The sequence below is a fragment of the Bacillus sp. JJ675 genome (assembly GCF_036963165.1).
Taxonomy (GTDB): Bacteria; Bacillota; Bacilli; order Bacillales; family Bacillaceae; genus Bacillus; species Bacillus glycinifermentans.
This window is the reverse complement of record NZ_JBALMR010000085.1, coordinates 16,437-40,293: the sequence shown is the minus strand read 5'-3', so window position 1 is coordinate 40,293 and position 23,857 is coordinate 16,437. Positions and strand designations below refer to the sequence as shown.

Annotated in this window: 19 protein-coding genes and 1 pseudogene; 6 read left to right on the top strand and 14 right to left on the bottom strand. The window is 46.6% G+C overall.

The annotated features are described in order from the left end of the window. From V7126_RS20865 to V7126_RS20840, 6 genes are all read right to left on the bottom strand, one after another. Positions 1-957: type I restriction endonuclease (locus tag V7126_RS20865; RefSeq protein ID WP_335498736.1), on the bottom strand; the 957-nt coding region annotated here is incomplete at its 3' end. Positions 958-977: 20 nt separating this feature from the next. Next, on the bottom strand, positions 978-2,189 hold the full coding sequence (locus V7126_RS20860) for a restriction endonuclease subunit S (protein ID WP_335498734.1): 1,212 nt from the start codon (positions 2,187-2,189) through the stop codon (positions 978-980). Then, complete coding sequence (locus V7126_RS20855) at positions 2,179-3,771, bottom strand: type I restriction-modification system subunit M (RefSeq protein WP_335498731.1); 1,593 nt, start codon at positions 3,769-3,771, stop codon at positions 2,179-2,181. The genes V7126_RS20860 and V7126_RS20855 overlap by 11 nt, the downstream gene beginning before the upstream one ends. Before the next feature lie 20 nt (positions 3,772-3,791). Then, positions 3,792-4,361 carry a restriction endonuclease subunit S gene (locus V7126_RS20850; protein ID WP_046130416.1) on the bottom strand — a complete coding sequence of 190 codons (570 nt, stop codon included), beginning with the start codon at positions 4,359-4,361 and terminating at the stop codon, positions 3,792-3,794. Positions 4,362-4,594: 233 nt separating this feature from the next. Then, positions 4,595-5,983 carry a 23S rRNA (uracil(1939)-C(5))-methyltransferase RlmD gene (gene rlmD / locus V7126_RS20845; protein ID WP_046130417.1) on the bottom strand — a complete coding sequence of 463 codons (1,389 nt, stop codon included), beginning with the start codon at positions 5,981-5,983 and terminating at the stop codon, positions 4,595-4,597. A gap of 51 nt (positions 5,984-6,034) precedes the next feature. After that, positions 6,035-6,946, bottom strand: a complete 912-nt coding sequence (locus V7126_RS20840; protein ID WP_046130418.1) for a diacylglycerol kinase — start codon at positions 6,944-6,946, stop codon at positions 6,035-6,037. Positions 6,947-7,122: 176 nt separating this feature from the next. Between V7126_RS20840 and V7126_RS20835 the strand changes: the two genes are divergently transcribed. Together V7126_RS20835 and V7126_RS20830 are read left to right on the top strand one after the other, a co-directional pair. Then, positions 7,123-8,076, top strand: coding sequence for a nucleoside hydrolase (locus tag V7126_RS20835; RefSeq protein ID WP_175075885.1), 954 nt, complete (start codon positions 7,123-7,125; stop codon positions 8,074-8,076). A gap of 13 nt (positions 8,077-8,089) precedes the next feature. Continuing rightward, positions 8,090-8,629 carry a GNAT family N-acetyltransferase gene (locus tag V7126_RS20830; protein WP_175075884.1) on the top strand — a complete coding sequence of 180 codons (540 nt, stop codon included), beginning with the start codon at positions 8,090-8,092 and terminating at the stop codon, positions 8,627-8,629. Between the two features lie 40 nt (positions 8,630-8,669). On the opposite strand, the gene V7126_RS20825 is transcribed toward V7126_RS20830, so the two are convergent. Continuing rightward, on the bottom strand, positions 8,670-11,774 hold the full coding sequence (locus V7126_RS20825; RefSeq protein WP_175075883.1) for an efflux RND transporter permease subunit: 3,105 nt from the start codon (positions 11,772-11,774) through the stop codon (positions 8,670-8,672). A gap of 146 nt (positions 11,775-11,920) precedes the next feature. On the opposite strand from V7126_RS20825, the gene V7126_RS20820 reads away from it, so the two are divergent. Further along, entirely contained in the window at positions 11,921-12,769 is an 849-nt protein-coding gene (locus V7126_RS20820; protein ID WP_175075882.1) for a TetR/AcrR family transcriptional regulator, read from the top strand. A gap of 45 nt (positions 12,770-12,814) precedes the next feature. Here V7126_RS20820 and V7126_RS20815 read toward each other — a convergent pair whose 3' ends face one another. Continuing rightward, positions 12,815-13,861 carry a 2,3-butanediol dehydrogenase gene (locus V7126_RS20815; RefSeq protein ID WP_175075881.1) on the bottom strand — a complete coding sequence of 349 codons (1,047 nt, stop codon included), beginning with the start codon at positions 13,859-13,861 and terminating at the stop codon, positions 12,815-12,817. A gap of 277 nt (positions 13,862-14,138) precedes the next feature. On the opposite strand from V7126_RS20815, the pseudogene V7126_RS20810 reads away from it, so the two are divergent. After that, positions 14,139-14,396, top strand: a pseudogene (locus V7126_RS20810) (glycosyl hydrolase); the annotation flags it as partial. Positions 14,397-14,434: 38 nt separating this feature from the next. Here the strand turns inward: V7126_RS20810 and gatB are convergent. Genes gatB through gatC form a run of 3 tightly spaced genes read right to left on the bottom strand, consistent with a single transcriptional unit; the run spans position 14,435 to position 17,645 of the window. Then, the gene (gene gatB / locus V7126_RS20805) at positions 14,435-15,865 is read right to left on the bottom strand and encodes an Asp-tRNA(Asn)/Glu-tRNA(Gln) amidotransferase subunit GatB (protein ID WP_175075880.1); all 1,431 of its coding nucleotides are present in this window, start codon (positions 15,863-15,865) and stop codon (positions 14,435-14,437) included. 13 nt (positions 15,866-15,878) lie between these two features. Then, a complete protein-coding gene (gene gatA, locus V7126_RS20800) occupies positions 15,879-17,336 on the bottom strand; it encodes an Asp-tRNA(Asn)/Glu-tRNA(Gln) amidotransferase subunit GatA (protein ID WP_175075879.1) in 1,458 nt (485 codons plus the stop codon). A gap of 18 nt (positions 17,337-17,354) precedes the next feature. Then, the gene (gene gatC / locus V7126_RS20795; RefSeq protein ID WP_046130426.1) at positions 17,355-17,645 is read right to left on the bottom strand and encodes an Asp-tRNA(Asn)/Glu-tRNA(Gln) amidotransferase subunit GatC; all 291 of its coding nucleotides are present in this window, start codon (positions 17,643-17,645) and stop codon (positions 17,355-17,357) included. Positions 17,646-18,079: 434 nt separating this feature from the next. On the opposite strand from gatC, the gene putP reads away from it, so the two are divergent. Beyond that, positions 18,080-19,558 (top strand): sodium/proline symporter PutP, encoded by a 1,479-nt coding sequence (gene putP / locus V7126_RS20790; protein WP_046130427.1) that lies wholly within the window; start codon positions 18,080-18,082, stop codon positions 19,556-19,558. Between the two features lie 36 nt (positions 19,559-19,594). Here the strand turns inward: putP and V7126_RS20785 are convergent, their stop codons facing one another. Further along, positions 19,595-19,801, bottom strand: a complete 207-nt coding sequence (locus V7126_RS20785) for a DUF3951 domain-containing protein (protein WP_175075878.1) — start codon at positions 19,799-19,801, stop codon at positions 19,595-19,597. Positions 19,802-19,894: 93 nt separating this feature from the next. Between V7126_RS20785 and V7126_RS20780 the strand changes: the two genes are divergently transcribed. Next, positions 19,895-20,593, top strand: coding sequence for an MgtC/SapB family protein (locus V7126_RS20780; RefSeq protein WP_096892051.1), 699 nt, complete (start codon positions 19,895-19,897; stop codon positions 20,591-20,593). Positions 20,594-20,623: 30 nt separating this feature from the next. Here the strand turns inward: V7126_RS20780 and V7126_RS20775 are convergent, their stop codons facing one another. Both V7126_RS20775 and ligA read right to left on the bottom strand, forming a co-directional pair. After that, positions 20,624-21,817 carry a CamS family sex pheromone protein gene (locus V7126_RS20775; RefSeq protein ID WP_046130430.1) on the bottom strand — a complete coding sequence of 398 codons (1,194 nt, stop codon included), beginning with the start codon at positions 21,815-21,817 and terminating at the stop codon, positions 20,624-20,626. A gap of 15 nt (positions 21,818-21,832) precedes the next feature. Further along, positions 21,833-23,836 (bottom strand): NAD-dependent DNA ligase LigA, encoded by a 2,004-nt coding sequence (gene ligA, locus V7126_RS20770; protein ID WP_046130488.1) that lies wholly within the window; start codon positions 23,834-23,836, stop codon positions 21,833-21,835. Positions 23,837-23,857: the final 21 nt, after the last annotated feature.

The following is a 23,857-nucleotide window of genomic DNA, read 5'->3' as shown; positions in this document are numbered from 1 at the left end:
ACGATCTACACCTGCTTTGCGAGCTAATAACTTCGTAGAAACAAAACTTGTCAACGTTTTTCCTGAACCAGTCGCATGCCAAACATAGCCGGATTGATGTTTCATGGCAGATGTAAACAAGGCTTGGATCGCATGAATTTGATACGGCTTTAATACTATTACAGCTTTGTTGTCTTGATCCTCACTTACAATTGTATAATCGGCAATCAATCGATGGGCATCTGGAATATTTAAGACTTGTTTTACAAATTCATAGAGATTTTCTACTTTTCGATTGTCCTTTGTTCGCCAGTTAAAGACAAATTTCTTGTGCATGTCTTTTGGCATCGCATTGGCAAAATAGCGAGTCGTTTGTTCATTGGAAATGACAAATAACTGAAGAGTAGAAAAGATATTATTTCTAAACATCCCTTCTTCTGAGTATTTCTTGATTTGATTAAAGGCTTGAAATACGCCGTCTTTGGCACTGACCTTTTTCAATTCAATTTGAACAATTGGCAACCCATTGATTAAGAGTGTTACGTCAAATCGGCGATCACGACCATCAACGTTAGACTTTTGTTTCGCAATCTGATGAACAACTTCGTATGTAGAAATTCCGCCACCTATGTCTTGGTTAGAATACAGCACTAAAGACATCGAACCTAAAGAGACATCTTCACGTTCAATCGTAATCCGGGCAATTCCATTTTCCCCTTTGAGCCACCTAGCAGCATCAAAGGGGGTCTGTGTTTTCAATAGTAATTCTGTTTTAATCGTATCGAATTCTTTATCAGTAATTGGATGTTCCCCAATTTCTGATAAGTTATTTTGTGTAATCTTTTGACGCAAGTTCTTCCATAGATCTTCTTCAGATTTTAAATCAGGACGATAATTCCACTGATTATGCCCTTCCCCTAACACTTCGATCAGGCGACGTTCTACCTCTGCTTCGTCTTTATGCTGGATCGTTGTCATGTTTACCCCCTCTTTATTCGTTAGACAAACATTTTTTGTAGGAATGCTTTTTTCGTTGCTTTTAAGGCTTCTAATTCGCTTTCATGGAGAACAATCGTGTCGTCTAGTTGTTTGAAGAAGTTGCCGATTTGAGTTTGTTCTTCTACACTTGGAAGGTTTATGAGAAAATTACTTAATGCTTCCTTTGTTATTGTTTTTATAGTTCCTCCTGGAGCCTTCTGCTTTTCCTTCTCAAACAATTGTTGAATAACGTATGCAAAATAATATTTGTTTATTGGTACCTTATAATTTTCAAAAATCAATAGTGTTCTATCAACATAAGAAGAGTATTGTGTAATAGCAACCCTACCAATACTCCCTTGTAAAGTAATTATCACCTTTCCTTCCTCAACAAACACACTTTTGGGTTGTGCTAATTTACTAATCTTTTGCTTTGTATTATCAACCAATTTAAGATTTTCACCGACATCCACAACTTGTACAAAAGGCATCCCATTTTCTTCATCGTACCATTCCTTCTTCCCATATGGTTGTGGAAAAGAACCTCTACGATAATTAGCTATCTCTTCCAACTTTCTCTGTTCCCAATCTCCAGTAAACCCTGGGAACCGAACCTCCGGGACAGACTCCCCTTCTCTTGGAAACATTTTTTGCAAGAACCCCTGTTTTGTTTGTTTGAGGGTGGTTAGTTCTTGCTGATGAAGAGCAATCGTGTCGTCTATCTTTTTAAAGAAAGTTCCTATATCAGTTTGTTCTTCCACCGAAGGCATTATTAAAGGCATATTAAAAAAAGTATCTGAATGAATTCTTTTAGCTTTTCGAGATCCATTAGCAATCGTTCCTTGATATAGATAAAATTGTTTTCTTGATACGTATTCAAGAAAGAAAAATGAGTTAAGATTTTCTGCGATATCAAATGCAGGTGAATCTAATGTTGATTCATAGCCATCTAGATTATCAGGAATAATTCCAAAAGCTTGATGGAGAAAATCTAACTTCCCATAAATAAATTGGCCTGCTTTGCGAATATAGTATTTGGTTTCTTCACTACCTTGGTAAATTTCTTCCTTTGGAACGACGCCTTTTCCCCAAAGTTTTACTGTCAATTTTTTAGCCTTAAGACCATTTGTCCCTGAAATTCTACTTTCAGTCAAAAATTCCCCAATCTTACGCTCCTCCCAATCTCCGCTATATCCAGGAAATCGAATTTCTGGTGTATTGTTATTTTCCACGATTAAACACCTCTAACGCACCCTTGATCCATTCAGCATTTTCTTCATCAAATTGTAGCGAAGAAATCATGTCATATAAGCTAGATTCTAGTTCTACTTTTTCTTTTCGAATATCTTTGATCTTTGAGCCAATCGCAGCCATATCAACAGGTTCTTCTTCCTCAAAGGTATCTACATATCGAGGAATGTTCAAATTGAAATCATTCTCTTTGATTTCCTCAAATGTAGCGACATGGGCATATTTCTCAACATCTTCTCGCTTCTTATACGTTTCGACAATCCTATCAATATGTTCTTTAGAAAGTTTATTTTGGTTTTTTCCTTTCACGAACTCCTTACTTGCATCAATAAATAACACATCACGAGTGCTACGATTTTTCTTCAAGATGATGACTGTTGTTGGAATCGAGGTTCCAAAGAATAAGTTTGCTGGCATGCCAATCACGGCATCAATACTGCCATCCTCTAATAATTTCTTCCGAATCACACCTTCTGCAGCTCCACGGAAAAGTACACCATGCGGTAAAACGATGGCCATTGTTCCTGAGTCTTTCAAATGATAGAACCCATGTAAAAGAAAAGCAAAGTCTGCTTTTGATTTCGGCGCTAACTTTCCGTAACGATTGAAACGAGAATCATCTAAGAATGTAGAATCTGCAGACCATTTTGCAGAGTATGGTGGATTCATAAGGACGGCATCAAAAGTATAAGGCTCATCTGTCGGCCAATCTTTGTTCAATGTATCCCCATTACGTAACCGCATATCTTCTTTAGTAACGCCATGCAAGATTAGGTTCATCTTCGCTAGATTAAAAGTAGTTGTGTTTAGTTCTTGCCCATGATATTTTACACCGTCTGGATAATTTAGGTAGTTTCGAATATTCAACATCAAGGAACCTGATCCCATGGTAGGGTCAAATACGCTAAACAATTTTTTGTCTTCTTGACCAATCGCGGCAATTCGAGCCATCATGTCAGATACTTGATGAGGGGTGTAAAATTCCCCAGCTTTCTTACCAGCCTCTGAGGCAAATTGACCAATTAAGTACTCATAGGCATCCCCAATCACGTCTCCATCATGACCGATTACATTGACATCATTTAGTTTCTTCAGTACTTCTGTAATCGTAATGTTTCGCTGTTGATCATCTGATCCCAATTTTTTTGATGTCAAATCTACATCATCAAACAACCCGTTGAATTGGTCATATTTCGTAGACAAATCGATAAACGCTTTATTCAAGTCATTCAGCTGAAACGTATTTTGTTTCGCTTGGTTGGCTAATACACTGAATAAATACTTTGGTTCAATATCATAGCCCAATGTATCGACTAACGTTTCAATCAAGTCATTTTTTATCTCTTCATCTGCCAATGATTCCATATACAATTGAGTTTGTTTGTCTTGTGTGTTGTATTCTTCTAACGATTCACCCGCTATTTCAACTACCTTTTCTAATAATTTATCGGACAAGTATTTGTAAAAAATTAATCCTAGTAAATAGTTTTTATATTCTGATGCATCCATTTTGCTTCGTAAGTTGTCTGCGGCGCTATATAATTTTGAATATAATTCAGCCATGGTTGTGTTCCTCACTTTTTCTATTGTTGGTCTAATTGTTTTAATACTTCTAAATAAAGTTGCTCTTCAAGTTCTGCTTGCTTCTTTGCCAAAGCTTGACGCTTTCTTAAACAGAAATAAGCTTTTCCAATTATCCTTTGTTTCTCAATACTTGGTAACTTGATTTCCAACTCTTTTAAAATCGCTGGAGTTAATTTTGGCACAGCACTTCCTTGCATCGAAATTGCCATTTGCCTTTTCATTGCATACGATTCATTCAACGCATAACATAAATAGCTACGATCCAATTCATCATGTTCGATCATGAGTTTCGCAAAATTTTGATTAATGATTTTCCCTCGGTTTAAGTCACTCACTATTCCAGCTTTGGAACTAACAAAGCTGAAAACAACGTCTCCGGCATTGCTCAAATAGCTTTCTTTATGATTTGAATGTCCAGCATCAAAACTAGCTTGTGAGTCTAGAAATGAGCCATCTAAATCATTCATTAAATCCTCATATGTATAAGCAACTAATGTATGATCATTTTTAACGTTGCCTCTAGAAAGGTTTCTTCCTATCTTAACCGTTACAATATCTTCAAGTTTCATATCCCACCCTCATCGATAGAGTATTTCTTTAAAATTACTCAATCTAATTACAATTTGAATCATATCACTCTAAAAATACCCCGTCAACAATTTATCGTGTAATTTTTACGAATTACAACAAAAAAGACCGGGATAAATCCAGGCCTTCAAAAAAAGTTATCAAAGAGCAACATCAAAAAGATTAAGTCTTTGAAGAAGAAAAGATGTCATCCGTAAAGTTTTAAACTATTAGTTTAATCAACTGTACCTTTCAAAACCAACTTCGCCACACACTCCACATGGCTCGTATGCGGAAACATATCAACAGGCTGCACTTCAAGCGTCGCATACCCGCCATCCTCAAGCACCCGCAAATCGCGCGCCAAGGTTCCCGGATTGCACGACACATACACCACCCGCTTCGGCTTCATTTCAATAATCGTCCGCAGCAAAGCCTCGTCGCAGCCTTTGCGCGGCGGGTCGACGACAAGCGTATCAGCCTTGATGCCTTCCTTATACCACTTCGGAATCACGACCTCAGCTTCGCCAACTTCAAACTCGGCGTTCTCAATGCCGTTCAACTCAGCATTCCGCTTCGCATCCTCAATCGCTTCCGGCACAATCTCGACGCCGTACACTTTTTTCGCCTGCTTCGCCAGAAACAGCGAAATCGTGCCGATGCCGCAGTAGGCGTCGATGACGGTTTCTTCGCCGTTCAGTTCGGCGTATTCGAGCGCTTTGTCGTAGAGCACTTTCGTCTGTTCGGGGTTAACCTGGTAGAACGATCTGGCGGAGATGGCGAATTTGATGCCGCCGATGGTATCGTAGATGTATTCTTCTCCCCAGATGACCGTTGTTTCGTCGCCGAAGATGACGTTTGTTTTTTTCGGGTTGATGTTTTGGACGATCGATTTGACGTGCGGGAATGAGGCGGTGATTTCCTTCATGATCGCGTTTTTGTGCGGGAAATCGTTTGTCTTCGTGATGAAGACGACCATCATTTCGCCTGTCGCGGCGCCGTATCTGACCATGATGTGTCTGAGCCAGCCTTTGTGGCGCTCTTCGTCGTACGCTTTGATCCCGTAGCGATTGCAGATTTCTTTGATCGCTTGAACGACGCGGTCGTTTTCCGACTGCTGGATGAGGCATTTGTTCATGTCGATGATCTCGTGGCTGCGCTGCTGGTAGAAGCCTGCGACGAGTCCGCCTTCCCGTTCGCCGACAGGGACCTGGGCTTTGTTTCGGTAGTTCCACGGGTCTTCCATGCCGAGGGTCGGGTGGACGGTAATGCGGCTTAAGTCGAGCTTGCCGATTCGCTCGAGCACGTCTTTGACCTGCTTCTGCTTGTAAAGCAATTGGCCTTCGTAATTGATGTGCTGCAGCTGGCAGCCGCCGCACTGTTTGTAGATCGGGCACGGCGCTTTGGTGCGGAAGCGGCTTTCTTCCTTTACATCGATCAGACGGCCGAAGGCGAAGCCTTTTTTGACGCGCGTGACTTTGATCTTCGCTTTTTCGTCGGGCAGGGCGTTCGGGACGAAAACCGGGAAGCCGTCGACCTTTGCGACTCCTGCGCCTTCGTGGGTCAGATCTTCAAATACGACGTCGTAATATTCGTTTTTTTGTACGGGGGCTGTTTGTTTCATTTCCTTCACCTTCTATAAGAAAAACTTGGCCGCGTCTGTATGAGACCAAGTTCAATCATCGAGTCTTTGTGCTTTTTCTTTTGACATGACGACGTTGATGTGGCGGTAGAGGTTTTCGAATTCTCCGGGCAGTTCGCCGCCGTATTCGCCGTCAAGGTTTAAGAGCATTTTGTCCTTCTGCTTCACTTTTACGCGGTTCGCTTTCGTATAAATGACGTGTTCGTTGTGGATGTGGTCGCCGCGGAGCGCGAGTCCGGCAAGCCGGATAAATTCGGCGAGGTTTGTCCGTTTTAAAATAATCAGGTCAAACATGCCGTCATTCAGGCTTGAGTCCGGGGCAAGCTTTTCGAAGCCGCCGACCGAATTGGTGAGCATCACCAAAAACAGCATCACTTCGCCGTGGAACAGCTTGCCGTCGTATTCGATTTCGACTTCTGTCGGCTTCAGCGACGGAAGCATTTCCATTCCTTTTAAATAATAAGCGAGCTGGCCGAGCATCGTTTTCAATTTGCTTGGTACGTCATACGTCAGTTCGGTCAGGCGTCCGCCTCCGGCGATATTGATGAAATACTGGCCGTTTACGCGCCCGATGTCGATCGGACGGGGTTCTCCTTCTAGTATTGTGTCAACGGCCTTTAAAATATCCTCTCTCGGTATGCCGAGAGCTCTTGCGAAATCATTTGTCGTCCCGACCGGTATGACCCCCAGGTTCGGACGGACTTCCAACGGCGCCAGGCCGTTGACGACTTCGTTCAGCGTCCCGTCGCCGCCTGCTGCAACAATTAAATCAAACTCTCTCTCTGCGGCGCTTCTGGCGGCCTGTACGGCGTCCCCTTCTCCCGTCGTTGCGTGGCATGATGTCTCGAAGCCCGCCTGTTCGAATTTTTGGAGAACTTGGGGAAGATTTTTTTTGAAAATTTCGCGTCCGGAAGTCGGGTTGTATATGATTCGTGCACGTTTCATGTTCATCATCCTATTAGAGTATCCGTATCATTTCTTTACCAACAACCTTTAATTATACTAGTTGTTGAAAAAATCGCAACTAAATGGATGCCAATCTTGGTAAATAAGAACGTGAAAAGACTTTGAAGGTCGATTGATGTAAAATAATAAATATTAAGAAAAAAGGGTGTGATCACGTGAAGAAGCTTGTTTATTTCAACCATGACGGAGGGGTCGACGATCTCGTCTCCTTATTTTTGCTATTGCAAATGGACGATATCGAATTGATCGGGACATCTGTCATACCCGGTGACTGCTATCTGGAGCCTGCGCTGAGCGCAAGCAGAAAAATCATCGACCGCTTCGGCCCGTACCGTGTCGAGACGGCGGCATCTGATTCAAGAGGGGTCAACCCTTTTCCGAAGGAGTGGCGCATGCACGCCTTTTATGTTGACGCCTTGCCGATTTTAAACGAAAAAGGGACGGTAGAGACTCCCATTTCCGACCTTCCCGCCCACCTTCATCTGATTGAGAAGGTAAACGGCAGCAAAGAACCGGTGACATTGCTGTTTACCGGACCGCTCACGGATTTGGCGCGCGCGCTTGAAAAAGATCCGTCGATCGAAAAGCGGATTCAAAAGCTCGTCTGGATGGGCGGCACCTTTCTTGAAAAAGGGAATGTCGAGGAGCCCGAGCACGACGGGACGGCGGAATGGAACGCGTTTTGGGACCCGTACAGCGTGAAGACGGTGTTTGCGAGCGGCATTGCGATCGATATGGTCGCGCTTGAAAGCACGAACCAGGTGCCTTTGACAAACGGCATCCGCGCCCATTGGGCAAGCCTGCGTAAACATATCGGCATTGATTTCATCGGCCAATGCTATGCGCTGTGCCCGCCGCTTGTACATACGGAGACGAACTCCACCTACTACCTGTGGGATGTGCTGACAACGCTGACGCTCGGCAGGAAGGACATGATCGGCTCAAAAACGGTCAATGCGATCGTTCACACGGAAAGCCCGCGTCAAGGAACGACAGAGGCACATCCAGACGGAAGGCCGGTCGAAGTCGTCGATCAGGTCGACAGGGAAGCGTTCTTTTCCTACTTTGAAGAGTTAATGAAAAAAGCCGACAACGTACCGGCAGTATAAGGAGGGCAGTGGCGTGAAAAAAGGAGAGTCGATTTATATCAGGCCGCTGACGGCGGATGATGCGGAAGCGTGCCTGAAGCTGCAGACGGACAACCGCGGGTTTTTCGAACGGTTTTCGATGGAACGCTCTGCTGATTTTTATACGCTTGAAGGGCAAAAAAAGCGGCTGCAAACGTTTTGGGAACAAATGCAGCAAGACGAAGACTATTATTTCGGGATTTTTCTTCAGTCAGATGATGCGCTGATCGGCACGGTCAACCTCTTTCAAGTGCTGCGCGGCTCTCTGCAAAGCGCGTTTATCGGCTATTTTCTCGATGAAAAGCATAACGGGAAAGGCTATACGACAGAAGCGGTCAAGCTGATGGTCGGCTATGCGTTCAATGATTTGAAACTGCACCGCATCGAAGCCGGCGTCATGCCCCATAATCCCGGATCGATCCGCGTGCTCGAAAAAGCGGGTTTTCACAAAGAAGGTCTTGCCAGAAAAAACGTCAAAATCAACGGAAAATGGGAGGATCATCAGCAATTGGCGATCATCAACCCCAATGATTAAAAAAAGCCTCAGCTGTCAAAAGCTGAGGCTTTCTTATATCCTACTCTTCTTCCATTCCCGGCTTTTTCCGGCGGAATTTGGCCAAAATTTCATATACGATCGGCACAATAACCAATGTCAGAAGGGTCGAACTGATCAGACCGCCGATAACGGTAACGCCGAGCCCTTTTGAAATGACCTGGCTGCCGCCTTCGAATCCGAGCGCCAGCGGAATCAAGGCGCCGATTGTCGCAATCGCCGTCATCAGGATCGGGCGGAGTCGTGTAGAGCCGGCTTCAAGGAGCGCTTCTCTCGTAGACAGTCCTTCCGCTTCTTTATGAATGACGCGGTCGATCAGGACGATGGCGTTTGTGACGACGATTCCGATCAGCATCAGCATGCCGATCATCGCGTTCAAGCTGATCGTTTCACCTGAGACGTAAAGCCCGATCAAGGCTCCGATGACTGTAAACGGCAGCGAGAACAGAATCGCAAACGGCGCCAATGCTCCGCCGAACGTAATTACGAGCACGAGATACACGATCGCAACAGCTGCAAGCATCGCGAGTCCGAGCTTCGTAAAGGAATCGGCGATATCTGCGGAAACGCCGCCTGTATCGATCGTAACGTTGTCAGGAAGGTCAAGCTTGTCAATTTTCTTCTGGACATCGCTTGATACCTTTGTAATGTTGTCTGTCTTGATTTCCCCTGTGACATCGGCATAGACTTTTCCGTCGCGTTTTGAAACGGTGTCAGATGTTGTGCCTTCTTTTACTTTTGCCACATCGCCGATTTTCACTTCCTGGCCTGTCGCCGATGTGAGTTTTTTGTTTTCTAAATCTTTGACGCTCTTATACTCGTCTTTTTCTGTTTTAATGTTGACATCAAGCTCTTTGCCGTCTTTTTTGACGGTTGTCAGTGGAGCCTGCGACGTTTCCGTCATTAAGGCCTGAGAAATTTGAGACGCCGTCAAACCGAGTTTGCTCAGCTTCTCCTGGTCAGCGACAAATGTATATTCGTCATATGTGCTGGACAGGCCTGACTTCACGTTTTTCAGATCTTTTTGATCTTTCATTATCTTTTCGATGTCTTTGACAGTGCCTTTAATATCTTTTTCAGAATCGCCGTACACATAGTACGTTAATTCGTTGTTATTGCCCGAAGAGTTGAAATTCTGCGTTTTCCATTCTCCGCGTTTGGATTTTTTCTGGATTTCTTTCAGCACGTTGTCTTTTTCTTTGTCAAAATCAGGCGTATCGTCTTCATATTTAATATAGAAGAGCGCGCCGTTTGAATTCCCTTGGGCGAGCGGGCTGCTTGAGCCTAAGGAGTATTGAACCGTATCGACGTGCTTGCGGTCCAATAAGAGCTTTTCGGCTTTTGCGGCTTCGTCTTCCGCCTCTTTTTTCGTTTCGCCCGGTTCAGGCGTGTATGTGATCTGAATCGTTTTTTCTTCTTCAGACGGCAGGTAGCTTGCGCCGATCAGCGGAACGAGGAACAAGCTTCCGAGCAGCATCAGAATCGCGATGATCGATGTAATCCATTTATGGCTGAGCGCCCAGTTTAAGATTTTTTTATAGGCGTTTGCCAGTCTTCCAGGCTTATGTTCTTTCCCTTTTACAGGTGCTCCCGTCAGCGATTTTTTGAACAGGCTGTGCGCGAGCATCGGCACGAGCGTGATCGAAATCAGGAGTGATGCGGCAAGCGCAAATACGATCGCCAGGGCGAACGGGATGAACAATTCGCCGATCTGGCCGCCTACCAGTGCGAGCGGCAGGAATACCGCAATCGTTACGATCGTTGATGACATGATCGGTTTGAACATTTCTTTCGTCGCTTCGCGGACCAATGCTTTTCCGCGGAGCGGTTCGTCTTTCAGCCTCATGCGGCGGTAGATGTTCTCGATGACGACGATCGAGTCGTCGACAACCCGGCCGATCGCGACCGTCATGGCGCCGAGCGTCATGATATTCAGCGTGATATCAAGCTGATTTAAGACTAGCAGCGCGATAAGCAGAGACAACGGAATGGAAACGATCGAAATTAATGTTGATTTAATATCTCTTAAGAATAAGAGAATGATCACAACCGCAAAGAGCGCTCCGAAAATCGCTTTGTCCAGCATCGTTTCGACCGACTGGGTGATCGGTTCAGCCATGTCTAACGTAGCGCTGTACTGGAAGCCTTTGTGGTCTTCTTTGAATTGCTTCAGTTCTTTTTTGACGTTGTCGGCAACTTCTACCGTATTTGCATCATTTGCTTTGACGATATTGATGCCGATGCTGTCTTTTCCGTTCGTGCGCGAAATCGATTCGGCTTTTTTCACGTCTTTAATGCTGGCAATCTCAGAAAGCTTGACAGTCGGCACTTCTGTACTTGCGCTTTGCCGGACCTGTGCTGCTGCACTGCTTGCACTTGAAGCAGATGCAACCGGAATTCTCATATTCTTCAAATCTTTGATTGTTTCGATATCGCCGCTGACGACGACGGATTTTTCTTTATTGCCGAATGTGTACAATCCAAGCGGAGTTGTCACATTTGACCCTTGAATCACTTGCTTGACTGTGTCTTTGTCAAGGCCGTATTTTTTCATTTTGTCTTCTTTAAAAGAAAATTCGACTTCTTCAACCTGCTGTCCGGATACTTGAACAGAGGCTACGCCTTCAATGCCTTCAAGCTTAGGAACGAGGCTGTTTTCCACGTTTTTCGTAAGCTCTTGAAGGTTGCTTTTGTCGCTTGATACGCTGAGCGTCAGGATCGGGAAGGAGTTCATGCTGTAGCGCGAAATTTCCGGATCTTTCACGTCATCGGGAAGATTGACGTTTTCCAGCGCTTCAGCCGCTTCTGTTTTCGCCTTGTCCATATCTTTATCATAATCGTATTCGATCATCACCGATGATGCGTTTTCGTAAGATGTGGACGTCACAACGTGCACGCCGTCAAGGTTTTGCACCGCTTGTTCAATCGGCTTTGTGACATCATCAGCCACTTGGCTCGGGGCAGCCCCCGGATATGTCGTATTAATCGAAAGGTATGGCATGTTTACGTCAGGAATGGATTCCTGCTTCATATTCAAACCCGCATAAAGGCCGGCAACCGTAACAATAATCGTCATCAGCCACACAGCGAACTTGTTCTTCAGCACAAAATTGATGATAGAATTCATTACGACCTCCATTTTAAAAAATATTTTCTGAATACTGATTGACTGACTGGTCATTCTATACAATAATAAACGTCAAAAGTAAATAGCGTCAACTTATATATGTTAAAATTAAATCAATTTTAATGTTGTTCAAAAGGAGTACTTTCATGACTGAAAAAGAAGAAAAAATCATTAAAGCCGGCCTTCGCCTGTTCGCGAAAAACGGGTTTGCCTCTACGACCATTCAGGAGATTTCCAATGAATGCGGCATTTCAAAAGGAGCTTTTTATCTGCATTTTAAATCGAAGGACGCGCTTCTTCTCGCAATCATTAAGTATTATATCGATAGAATGACAGAAAATATGAAGAAGATACGGCAAAAAAATGCTCCTCCGAAGGATATTTTCAAGGAGCAGATTGCTTATCAGTTTGAAGAAAGCAAAGAGCATCGAGACTTCATCCTCGTGATGATCAGCGAGCACAGCATCCCGGAAAACAGCAAAATCGAGGAATATTTTAAAAATGTCAGCGGAAAATTTCATGAAGCATATCAGGAGGCGCTGCTGGCGGCCTACGGCGACGCCGCAAAGCCTTTCCTCGATGACTTGACGGTCATGGTGCAGGGAATCGTGCACTCTTATCAAAATTTATTTATCTTCAACGAGCTCGACATTGACTTTGATGAGCTTGCCGGTTTTATTATCAGAAGGGTCGACGAGATGATCGGCGGCATGACGCAAAGCGGCGAACGGCCGATTCTTGCAGAAAAAACGTATCTGCTGTACCATGACGGCCAGCAAAAAGTTGATAAAAACGGGATTCTTGAGGAGATCGCAGCATACAGGAATCAAGCGGATCTGGCCGAAGACATCCACATCACGCTTGATGTGCTGGAAGAGGAGCTGAAACTGGAGGCTCCGCGGAAGCCCGTAATTCAAGGAATGCTGACGAACCTGGAACAGGAGGAAAGCGTGCGTCATCTCTTTCAGATGATTTCCCGTTTTCTTGATCGCTAAAAAAGAAACCAGATTCCCATAAAAATAGGAATCTGGTTTCTTTATTTATTCAGCTTTGACCAGGATTTTCACTTGATCTCTTTCTCTCAACAATCCTTCGAAGCCCTCTTCGATGACTTCATCAAGCGTAATTCGTTTCGTGACCAGTTTGTCAGCCGGGAAATACCCTTGAGCCATCAGACTGATGACAGCGGGAAACACGTCGCGGTATCCGATGATCCCGGTTAGTGTGCGTTCTTTCATGACGATATCGTGAGGATGGATCGGCGCTTCTTTTTCAAAAATGCTGACGACCATCGTTTCCCCGTTGATTTTTGTTGCATGAATCGCCTGTTTTAAAACGGGCGGCACGCCTGTCACTTCATAGGCTACATCGACGCCGCCGTTTGTCCGTTTTTGGATTTCGGCCACTGCGTCGCATTGTTTTGGATCAATGACGATTGCACCAAGCTCTGCTGCTTTTTGGCGGCGGATGTCTGATAATTCGACAGCGTAGATTTCCGATGCGCCGGACGCTTTTAGCGCTTCAATCACAAGCAAGCCGATTGGGCCTGTCCCAAAAACGGCCGCTTTGTCGCCGACTTTCAATTTGCTTTGACGGACGGCATGAAGCGCAACGGCTGACGGTTCAACAAGCGCACCTTGTTCAAATGATACGTCATCCGGCAATTTATGAATCATTTCCGCCGGCACGGCTGCATACTCGGAAAATCCGCCGCCTCCCCCGGCGAGCCCGAAGAATCCCATTTTATCGCACAGATTATACATTCCTTGTTTGCAAGCTTCACATTCGCCGCACGCGTAGATCGGTTCAACCGTTACACGATCGCCGGCTTTGACATTTGTAACCCCCTCTCCTACTTCCACGACCTGCCCCGAAAATTCGTGTCCCAAAACGACCGGGGCTTTATCGCCGCTTAGCGGGTGTGTTTCAGTCGGAATGAAAATAGGACCTGCGGTATATTCGTGAAGATCGCTTCCGCAAATCCCGCACCATTCTACTTTGACTTTCACTTTGCCCGCTGCCGCCTGGGGTTCGTCGATTTGTTCCAATCGCAAGTCTTTCGCATCGTGCCATCTAAGCGCTTTCATTTTCATCATCCCCTAGTAAAATATTTGTTTCCCTCAGTGCTATTATACTCTTTTTCGAAAGGTCTTTCGAACTATTTGCAATGAAATTTCTCGTTAAATGCAAAAACTATCGCGGCAGTAATTTAACGGGGGCGGAAATATTCCTGATGAAAACCAAACAATCGTCCCATGTTCCTTTTTTTATTCTATTACAATTAGTAGATTTTGAATTGATGTATAAAAAGAACAGGAGGTTTTGCTGCGATGAAAAGAAATACAGTATGTTTTGTCATCGCATTATGACGAGCTGACATCTCTTAACAAGCCGTTTGCCTTCACAGAAGTCGGGCCGCAGGAAACGAACGGCAGCCTGGATTACGAACTATTTATCAATGCGATCAGACAAAAATATCCGAAAACAACCTACTTCTTGGCCTGGAATGACGGCTGGAGCCCTGCGGCAAATAAAGGAGCGTCAAATCTCTATAATGACAGCTGGACGCTGAATAAGGGAGAAATATGGAACGGCGATTCATTAACGCCTGTCGTTGAATAAAAAACCCTTGGAGACATCGTTTCTCCAAGGGTCTTATATTACCGTTTATTAATTTCTTCAAGAAGAAGCTTGTTGACCATCGGCGGATTTGCCTGGCCTTTTGAAGCTTTCATGATTTGGCCGACGAGGAAGCCGATTGCACGGTCTTTTCCGTTTTTGAAGTCCTCGATCGACTGCGGATTGTTGTCGAGCGCTTCTGTGACAAGCTTTCTGAGCGTAGCTTTGTCAGAGATTTGCACAAGGCCTTTTTCTTTGACGATTTTTTCAGCGTCTCCGCCGTTTTCGATTAATTCTTTGAAGACTTTTTTCGCGATTTTCGATGAAATCGTGCCTTTTTCGATCAGCTTGATCAGACCGGCAAGGCCTTCCGGCGTAAGCGCGACGTCTGCGAGCTCTTTTTGCTGTGCATTCAGGTAGGCCGAAACTTCACCCATCAGCCAGTTTGAAGCGAGCTTGGCGTCGGCGCCTTTTTCGACGGCTGCTTCGAAGAAGTCGGACATTTCTTTTGTCAGCGTCAAGACTTTCGCATCATAGGCAGGCAGGCCGAGCTCCTCGATGTAGCGCTTGCGGCGCTGGTCCGGAAGCTCTGGAATGCTGTCTTTTACGCGCTGTTTCCATTCGTCGTCGATGTAAAGCTCGACGAGGTCCGGTTCAGGGAAATAGCGGTAGTCGTCAGAACCTTCTTTGACCCTCATCAAAATCGTCGTTTTTGATGCCTCATCATAGCGGCGCGTCTCCTGCTGAATGACGCCGCCTGACAGAAGTACTTGCGCCTGGCGTTTTTCTTCATGCTCAAGGCCTTTTTGGACGAAGGCGAAGGAGTTCAGGTTTTTCAGCTCTGTCTTCGTGCCGAATTCCTTCTGTCCGATCGGGCGGAGCGAAATGTTGGCGTCGCAGCGGAGCGATCCTTCCTCCATCTTACAGTCGGAAACGCCCGTATATTGAATGATCGACTTCAGCTTTTCAAGATACGCGTACGCTTCTTCAGGCGTGCGGATGTCCGGTTCTGAAACGATTTCGACGAGCGGCGTACCTTGGCGGTTGTAGTCGACAAGGGAGTATCCGTCGCCTGTGTGCGTCAGTTTGCCGGCATCCTCTTCAAGATGAAGGCGCGTGATGCCGATGCGTTTCGTTTTTCCGCCGACTTCGATTTCGATCCAGCCGTTTTCGCCGATCGGTTTATCGAATTGGGAAATTTGGTACGCTTTCGGGTTGTCAGGGTAGAAATAGTTTTTCCGGTCAAATTTCGTCTCTGTCGCGATTTCGCAGTTTAACGCCATCGCCGCTTTCATGGCAAAATTGACGGCTTCTTTATTCAAGACTGGCAAAACGCCCGGATATCCCAAATCGATGACGCTTGTCTGCGTATTGGCCGCGGCGCCGAATGGCGTCGGCGAGCTTGAGAAGATTTTCGATTTCGTTTTTAGCTCAACGTGGACTTCAAGTCCGATTACCGTTTCAAAGTTCATGTTTTTTCACCCCTTACAGTTCAGGTTTTGCTTTATGATGGTCTGTCGCCTGTTCGAATGCATGGGCGACGCGGTATACTGTGCTTTCGTCAAAGTGTTTGCCGATGATTTGCAGGCCGAGCGGCAAACCGTTCGCAAATCCGCACGGTACGCTGATTCCCGGTACACCGGCAAGGTTGACCGGGATCGTCAGGATGTCGTTCGCATACATTGTGAGCGGATCGCTCGTTTTTTCGCCGATTTTAAACGCAGGCGTCGGCGTTGTCGGTCCGATGATGACGTCATAGTTTTCGAATACGTCTTCAAAGTCTTTTTTGATCAGCGTTCTGACCTTTTGCGCCTTTTTATAGTAAGCATCGTAGTAGCCTGAGCTTAACGCGAACGTGCCGAGCATGATGCGGCGCTTCACTTCGTCTCCGAAGCCTTCGGAACGCGTTTGTTTATAAAGGTCGATCAGGTTGTCCGCATTGTCGGTGCGGTAGCCGTAGCGGATGCCGTCGAATCGGGCAAGGTTCGCCGAAGCTTCTGATGAAGACAGCAGGTAATACGTCGCAAGCGCGTATTTGCTGTGCGGCAGGGATACTTCTTCCCATGTCGCGCCAAGGCCTTCAAGCACTTTCAGCGCTTCAAGGACGGACTGCTTCGCTTCTTCGCTTACCCCTTCGCCGAGGTATTCTTTCGGAACGGCGATTTTTAAGCCTTTAATATCGCCTGTCAGCGCAGACAGATAGTCAGGCACGTCCACATTGGCGCTCGTCGAATCCATTTTGTCGACGCCCGCAATCGCCTGGAGAAGGTATGCGTTGTCCTCGACGGATCTTGTGATCGGTCCGATTTGATCCAATGAAGACGCAAATGCGACAAGGCCGTACCTTGACACGCGGCCGTATGTAGGCTTTAAGCCGACGACGCCGCAGAAAGAAGCCGGCTGGCGGATCGATCCGCCCGTGTCGGAACCGAGTGAAAACGGCACTTCTCCCGCCGCAACCGCCGCCGCGGAGCCGCCGCTTGAGCCGCCCGGAACGGTTTCTAAGTTCCACGGGTTTTTCGTTTTTTGGAAGCCTGAATTTTCTGTGGAAGACCCCATCGCAAATTCATCCATGTTCAGCTTTCCGATCGTAACCGCTTCTGCATCGTGCAGGCGCTCAACAACCGTAGCGTCATAGATCGGGTCGAAGTTTTCCAGGATTTTGCTCGCACACGTTGTGCGAAGATCCTTTGTGACGATATTATCTTTGATTCCGATCGGCATCCCGAACAAAAGGCCGTGCTCGTCCCGGCCGCCTACCGCTTCATCCAGCTCTTTGGCATAAGCGCGGGCTTTTTCTTCATCAAGCTGTAAAAAGGCCTGCACCTTTCCGTCGACTTCGTGGATCCTCTTATACGATTCATCGACTAAGTCCGATATGCTGATCTCTTTTTTATGTATGAGTCTTTTCAGTTCAGATATTTTATGGTCAAACAGTGACATGTTCTCTTGCTCCCTCCTTTAGTCCAGAATTGACGGCACGCGAATATAGCCGTCTTTATGATCAGGTGCGTTTTTGACGACTTCCTCAACCGGGAGGCCTTTATCCGGGACATCTTCCCTCATGATATTCTTCATTTGCAATACATGTGTCGTTGGCTTGACATTCTCTGTATCGACTTCATTCAGCTCTTCGGCAAAAGAAATAATGCTGTCAAGCTGTTCGGTAAACATAGCCGCTTCCTCATCCGTGATCGCCAGTCTGGCCAGATGGGCAACATGCTTTACTTCTTCTATTGAAATACGCGACATTACACAAACACCTCCAAGATGATTCTCGCTTAGTCATATAATACTGATCATATCAAATTTCAGCCTTCTAAATCAACAAAACCGCGGAATCCCGGCCCTGATTCTATTGTATACTAAAAACGCCCGGTAGTGGGCTGTACTAAAATTCAGAACATTTTTACTTTTGTATTTATTTGCAAACGTTTTCATTGTGATGCCCATCGGAACGGCTGCGTCCTTTTTGCAAAAAAACGGGCGTGTCCTCCGGTTGATTGATGCGGAATAGTTTGATAGGTTAGGTAACTAAGTACGATCACATGGCAGCGCCTGGTTTTTCCAATGCTTGATTTTAAAGACGAGGCCCTGCAAATCAATCTTCGTACACAGCAAATCAGTATTGTTAAAATTTCAGGAGAGGTGATGCCACATTATTGTAAAGAGGAGAGATACGAAACGTGAGTATTGAAGTATTTATTTCGCTTGGCATTTATTTTGCCGCCATGCTCTTAATCGGCTGGTATTCCTACCGAAAAACATCCAATTTGAATGACTATATGCTCGGAGGAAGAGATCTCGGGCCTGCTGTTACGGCTTTATCGGCCGGCGCATCTGACATGAGCAGCTGGATGCTGATGGGACTGCCGGGAGCGATGTATGTCACAGGACTTTCGAGCGGCTGGCTTGCCGTCGGCCTGACAATCGGAGCTTATGTCAACTATGTGCTTGTCGCACCGCGCTTGCGTACATTTACGGAAGTGGCGAATGACGCGATTACCATTCCAGACTTTTTCGAAAATCGATTCAATGATACGACAAGAGTCCTGCGTCTGGCGTCAGCCCTCGTCATCATGGTGTTCTTTACGCTGTATACGTCAGCTGGCATGGTATCCGGAGGAAGGATGTTTGAAACGGCGTTCGGCCTTGACTACAGGATCGGTTTGTTCTCTACCGCCCTCGTCGTAATTGCCTATACGCTGTTCGGAGGATTTTTGGCTGTCAGTCTGACCGACTTTGTGCAGGGTTTGATTATGTTTATTGCATTAGTGCTCGTGCCGATCGTTGCCTTTACTCAGTTGGGCGGAGTTACGCCGACATTTAATATGATAGAAGAAGTCAATCCAAGCCTGCTGGACTTCTTCAAAGGAACGACCGTCATTAGCATTATTTCTTTTATTGCCTGGGGATTGGGCTACTTCGGGCAGCCGCACATCATCGTCCGTTTTATGGCGATTTCATCGGTGAAAGAGCTGAAACCCGCCCGCCGCATCGGAATGGGCTGGATGATCGTCTCAGTAGCCGGCGCATTACTTACGGGGCTGATCGGCGTAGCTTACGTCCATCAAACAGGTATCAGCCTGAAAGATCCGGAAACGATTTTCATCGTATTTTCGAACATTCTGTTTCATCCGTTGATCACCGGATTCTTGCTTTCCGCGCTGCTTGCGGCGATCATGAGTACGGTTTCATCCCAGCTTCTGGTCACCTCAAGCGCCATGACCGAAGACCTGTACAGAACGTTTTTCCGCCGCGGGGCAACAGATAAAGAGCTTGTCCTCGTCGGACGGTTGAGCGTCCTGTTGGTCGCCGTCATCGCCCTTCTTTTATCATTAAGTCCGAATGACACGATTTTGAATCTCGTCGGCTATGCGTGGGCCGGATTCGGTTCTGCGTTTGGACCTGCGATTCTGCTCAGCCTCTACTGGAAGCGGATGAATCAGTGGGGCGCACTGGCAGGCATCGTAACCGGCGCTGTTACAGTGCTGCTCTGGATTATGACCGGACTCGATCAAACGACCGGCATATACGAAATGATTCCGGGCTTCTTCCTGAGCCTCGCAGCGGTTGCCGCCGTCAGCCTCATGACGCATAAACCCGCTGAAAAAGCGGCTGAGATGTTTGAGGAGATGGAAGAAAAACACCGTTCTGCATCATAGACGAAAAGGCCGTCCAGGGTATTCCCTGCGGCCTTTTTATTTCCCTTCTCCTGAATCGTCATCCTCCCGGCCTTCCTGTTCTTTTTTTTCCGCATGGAATTCTTTTGATGTCTGTCCGGCAATATAATCAAAGGGAGTGTAGTGGTTTTGAACGGTTTTCTTGCGGATAAACATGTTATACGCAGCGATAAGGATAACGGAAACGACCGTGAGCGGAAAAAGAAGTGATTTAAAAATCAGCAATGTATACCCCCCCTCCTGAAAAACCTGTTGTACACCCATCTTCTCTGTGAGAAAATCATATCAATTATGAAAGCAATATAAAAGAAAGGAGACATGCGCATGGATTGGCACATCGATATGGATACGCTGATGAAGCTTGGAATCGCGACATTGGTCGGGATGGTCATCGGCCTTGAAAGGGAATTGAAAAATAAGCCGCTCGGCTTGAAAACGTGCATTGTCATCGCCATCAGTTCATGCGTGTTGACGATGATCAGCATTGACGCGGCCTATCATTTTCCAAGGTCAAACAGGATCATGATGGATCCTTTGCGTCTGCCTGCACAAATCATTTCCGGGATCGGCTTTATCGGAGCCGGCGTAATTTTGCGCAAAAGCAATGACGTCATTTCCGGGCTCACCACCTCAGCAATGATCTGGGGAGCGGCGGGTCTCGGCGTCGCCATAGGTGCAGGCTTTTATAAGGAAGCATTTATCAGTCTCGCATTTATTTTAATAAGCGTCGAATTTTTGCCGTGGGTCGTCGGCAAAATCGGCCCGAACCGCCTGCAGGAGAAAGAAATCCGCGTCCGCATGTCATTGTCCGACAAGGACAAAATGACGGACATTCTCAAGGAAATGAAAGCGAAGCATATCCGCATCCACTCCGTCCGGATCGATGACATGCCTGAAAAAGAGTTTGCGGTGATGGAGACGAAAGTGAGGGTTCACAGGAAGCGGTATGTGACAGATGTGTATTACGATATTAAGTCGATTGACGGAGTCGTCGGGGTGAAGTGCGATACGATGTAAAAAAGAAGCAGCCGAATAGCTGCTTCTTTTTTATGAATCATAAATATGAACGGTCGGTTCTTTGGCTCCTGGCTTTTTGAGGATGAGGGCTTCCTGGCCGTCTGATGACGTAATGTTGATCTCGACGTTCAGCTCGCTTTTGCCGTAATAATCCATCACTTCCCCGGTCAGAAATTGCGTAAATGCAATGACTTCGCTTTTGCCGTAGAACTGCATCGGAATGTTGATTTTCATTTCCTGCATTTGGTCGTCTTTATACAAAGCCGTTCCGACGACGCCTGTGTAGTTTGGAAAGTATGTTTCGATTTTATTTTTAAAGCGGTTGAACAGCTCCGCATCGTCCGGATGCTTTTCTGTTCCTTCCGTTGACGGGAAGAATGTGTATTCTTCATTGATATTATCCCAGCCCGAGATATCGCTTGTGCCTGCTTTCACTTCGGTTTTGGCGATAAAGTTTCCGGGCACGATCGACGATTTCGGCGCCTGCTTGTACAGGACGATCGTGAGCGGAATGTTTTTGAGATCCTTCATGTTCCGGATGCGTTTTGCCACTTCCTGTGCGATCTTTTCGCCCTCTTGCTTCAGTTTCTTGGTGCTGATCGTCACTTCTTTTTGTGGATCGCCGACATTTTCGCGGTAATAGTAAACCGAGTTAAGCGCCAGGCCGATCACAACTCCGCCAAGCTCGATCGTATCCTTGTCTTTTCTGACGAGATAATCGTGTTCAAGCATATGAGCCAGATAAATCGGGCTTTCCTCGTTTTGTTTTTCGGCAGATCCGCTGCCGGAAAGAGCCGGATTCAGCCCGAGGTTTTTAAAATCCTTATCCTTTTTCTCCGCTTTTTTCAGGTCGCTTCCCGTTTTTTTGCGGGCCAGCCAGCTAGAGACCGTATCTTCATCCAAATACTGCCCTTCCTGAAAAAGGTAGTCTTTCGTTGAGAAAGAGTCTTGGGCGAGGCGCATCATGCCCGTTTCGAATTCATCGATGTCAAGCCTCGTGTTCATCTGTTCGGTCGTCAATCCGCGCGCCTTTCCGGCTTTAAAAGGAAGAACCATTTTATAATACGAATCAGAGATGTTGTATTTCGGAACGATGGCTTTTTCTTTCGACTTTTTCGTCTTTTGCACCATCTCCTGCTCCTCTTCTCCCTTAAAATTCGACGGCGCACAGGCTGAGAGCATCAGCATCCCCGCAGCAGCCGCCAAAATCAATGCTTTTTTCAATAGAAAACACTCCTCTTATTTCTTTAGCTCTCTGATCAATCTTGCTTCATCCCATACTTCGATGTTAAGCTCTTCAGCTTTGGCCAGTTTGCTGCCCGCCGCTTCGCCGGCAATGACAAGATCGGTTTTTTTGCTTACGCTGCCTGTGATTTTTCCCCCGAGCGCTTCGATTTCCGCTTTCGCGTCGTTACGCGACATTTCGCTGAGCTTTCCGGTCAGCACGATCGTTTTCCCCGCAAAGTAGGAGTCGCTGTCTTCGGCTTTTACTTTTTTCGGGCCTGTATACACGGTGTTCACGCCGAGCTGTTTAAGCTCATCCAAAAGCTTGAGCATCTCTTCTTTTTCAAAATAGGTGACGATCGCATCAGCCATCTTTTCGCCGATTTCATCGACTTCCAGCAATTCTTCTTTTGATGCCGTTTTGAGGCGGTCAATCGTCTCAAAGTGCATGGCGAGCGTTTTCGCCGCTTTCTCGCCGATAAAGCGGATGCCGAGGCCGAAAAGAAGCCGCTCCAGCGAGTTTTCCTTCGATTTTTTGATCGACTGAAGCAGGTTGTCGGTCGATTTTTCTCCCATTCGTTCGAGGTTGATGAGCTGCTCCCGCGTCAGCTTGTAAAGATCGGCGACATTCTTGACCAAATCCTCGCGGAACAGCTGGGTGATGACGCGCTCTCCAAGCCCTTCAATATTCATCGCATTGCGGGAGACGAAGTGAATCAGCCCTTCCCTGATCTGGGCCGGACATTCCGGATTGATGCAGCGCAGCGCGACTTCTCCTTCGATTCTGACGAGTTCGCTTCCGCATTCAGGGCATTCGTCAGGCATGCTGAATTCCTTTTCTTCGCCTGTCCGCTGTTCAACGAGCACATTGACAACCTCGGGGATGATGTCTCCCGCTTTTTTGATGACGACTTTGTCATACAGCCGGATATCCTTCTCCTTAATTAAATCTTCGTTATGAAGGGAAGCCCTTTGGACCGTCGTTCCCGCCACTTTTACGGGCTCAAGGATCGCCGTCGGCGTTACAACGCCGGTGCGGCCGACGCTTAATTCGATGTCCAAAAGCTTTGTCACGACCTCTTCGGCCGGAAACTTGTAGGCAATCGCCCAGCGCGGGCTTTTCGCCGTAAATCCGAGCTCTTCCTGCTGATCGAGGGAATCGACTTTAATGACGATGCCGTCGATTTCATACGGAAGATCGGCCCGCTTTGTTTTCAGCTCGTCAACGATCTCGATTACCTCTTCGATTGTGCTGCATTTTTTACGTTCATGATTCGTTTTAAAGCCGAGTTCATCAAGAAAATCAAGACCCTGGCTTTGCGTTTCGACGCCCATTTCGTCAAGCTCCGCTATACTGTAGACGAAAATATCGAGGTTTCGTTTCGCGGCAATTTTCGGGTCAAGCTGTCTCAATGAGCCGGCGGCCGCATTCCGCGGGTTCGCAAACGGCTCTTCCCCCCGCTCAAGCCGCGCTTCGTTCAGCAGTTCAAAGGAGCGCTTCGGCATATAAGCCTCCCCGCGCACCTCAATCGACAGGGGGCGCTTCATTTTAAGAGGGATGTTTCTGATCGTCTTCAAGTTTTCGGTAATATCTTCGCCCGTCGTTCCGTCTCCCCTTGTCGCGCCTCTGACAAATACCCCGTTCTCATAACGAAGCGAAACAGCAAGACCGTCGATTTTGAGCTCGACGTTGTACTCGACGTCTCCGACCGACTGGCGGACCCTTCGGTCAAAGTCGCGCAGATCCTCTTCATTAAACGCATTGCCGAGACTCAGCATGGGCGTTTTGTGCTGCACCTTTTGAAAAGCGTCCAAAACAGCCCCGCCGACGCGCTGTGAAGGCGAATCAGGCGTTTTCAGATCCGGGTGCTCTTCTTCAATCGAAATGAGCTCCTTCATCAGTTTGTCATATTCGGAATCCGGCACACTCGGATCGTCAAGCGTGTGATATTCGTAGTTGTATTTGTTGATCAATGCATGCAGTTGTTCCACACGTCGTTTAGCTGCTTCTTTTTCCATCGATTTCGTCCTTTCATCCTG

What these genes read in the sequence shown, in the direction of transcription:
- V7126_RS20815 (WP_175075881.1), bottom strand. Translation starts at nt 13,861, where the DNA reads ATGAAAGCGCTTAGATGGCACGATGCGAAAGACTTGCGATTGGAACAA.
- V7126_RS20780 (WP_096892051.1), top strand. Translation starts at nt 19,895, where the DNA reads ATGCGCATGGATTGGCACATCGATATGGATACGCTGATGAAGCTTGGA.
- rlmD (WP_046130417.1), bottom strand. Translation starts at nt 5,983, where the DNA reads ATGAAACAAACAGCCCCCGTACAAAAAAACGAATATTACGACGTCGTA.
- V7126_RS20820 (WP_175075882.1), top strand. Translation starts at nt 11,921, where the DNA reads ATGACTGAAAAAGAAGAAAAAATCATTAAAGCCGGCCTTCGCCTGTTC.
- ligA (WP_046130488.1), bottom strand. Translation starts at nt 23,836, where the DNA reads ATGGAAAAAGAAGCAGCTAAACGACGTGTGGAACAACTGCATGCATTG.
- V7126_RS20855 (WP_335498731.1), bottom strand. Translation starts at nt 3,771, where the DNA reads ATGGCTGAATTATATTCAAAATTATATAGCGCCGCAGACAACTTACGA.
- V7126_RS20840 (WP_046130418.1), bottom strand. Translation starts at nt 6,946, where the DNA reads ATGAAACGTGCACGAATCATATACAACCCGACTTCCGGACGCGAAATT.
- gatB (WP_175075880.1), bottom strand. Translation starts at nt 15,865, where the DNA reads ATGAACTTTGAAACGGTAATCGGACTTGAAGTCCACGTTGAGCTAAAA.
- V7126_RS20850 (WP_046130416.1), bottom strand. Translation starts at nt 4,361, where the DNA reads ATGAAACTTGAAGATATTGTAACGGTTAAGATAGGAAGAAACCTTTCT.
- gatA (WP_175075879.1), bottom strand. Translation starts at nt 17,336, where the DNA reads ATGTCACTGTTTGACCATAAAATATCTGAACTGAAAAGACTCATACAT.
- gatC (WP_046130426.1), bottom strand. Translation starts at nt 17,645, where the DNA reads ATGTCGCGTATTTCAATAGAAGAAGTAAAGCATGTTGCCCATCTGGCC.
- V7126_RS20825 (WP_175075883.1), bottom strand. Translation starts at nt 11,774, where the DNA reads ATGAATTCTATCATCAATTTTGTGCTGAAGAACAAGTTCGCTGTGTGG.